This window comes from Streptomyces alanosinicus (genome assembly GCF_014650595.1).
Taxonomy (GTDB): Bacteria; Actinomycetota; Actinomycetes; order Streptomycetales; family Streptomycetaceae; genus Streptomyces; species Streptomyces alanosinicus.
The window spans coordinates 1-559 of sequence record NZ_BMVG01000174.1 but is presented as its reverse complement, the minus strand read 5'-3'; the positions used below and the strand labels follow the sequence as shown (position 1 = coordinate 559).

The 559-nt window shown below is 69.9% G+C and carries 1 protein-coding gene; it reads left to right on the top strand.

Annotation, left to right across the window (positions count from 1 at the left end; all coding sequences use genetic code 11):
- The coding region (locus tag IE277_RS46855) for an acyltransferase domain-containing protein (RefSeq protein ID WP_189960248.1) at window positions 1-559 on the top strand (559 nt) is incomplete at both ends.

The following is a 559-nucleotide window of genomic DNA, read 5'->3' as shown; positions in this document are numbered from 1 at the left end:
CTACCTCGCCGGACACTCCATCGGCGAGATCACCGCGGCCCACGTCTCCGGAGCGATCTCACTGGAGGACGCGGCCCGACTGGTCACCGCACGCGGACGCCTCATGCAGGCACTCCCGTCCGGTGGCGCCATGGCCGCCATCCAGGCCACGGAGGAAGAACTCCTCCCCCACCTGACGGACACCGTCGGCATCGCAGCCATCAACTCCCCTACCTCCGTGGTGATTTCGGGCGTCGAAGCGGACGTCGACACGATCGCGGCGGACTTCGCCGACCGCGGCCGCAAGACGACCCGGCTGCGGGTCTCGCACGCCTTCCACTCCCCCCTGATGGACCCCGCGCTCGCCGAGTTCCGCGCGGTCGCCGAGACCGTCACCTACAACACCCCGCAGATCCCCGTCGTCTCCGGCGTGCACGGCGAGATCACCGACGAGTGGGGTACTCCGGATTACTGGACCCGCCACCTCCGCGAGGCGGTCCGCTTCGCCGACACCGTCACCCACCTCAACACCGAACGCGGCGTGACCCGCTTCCTGGAGCTCGGCCCCGACGCCATCCTG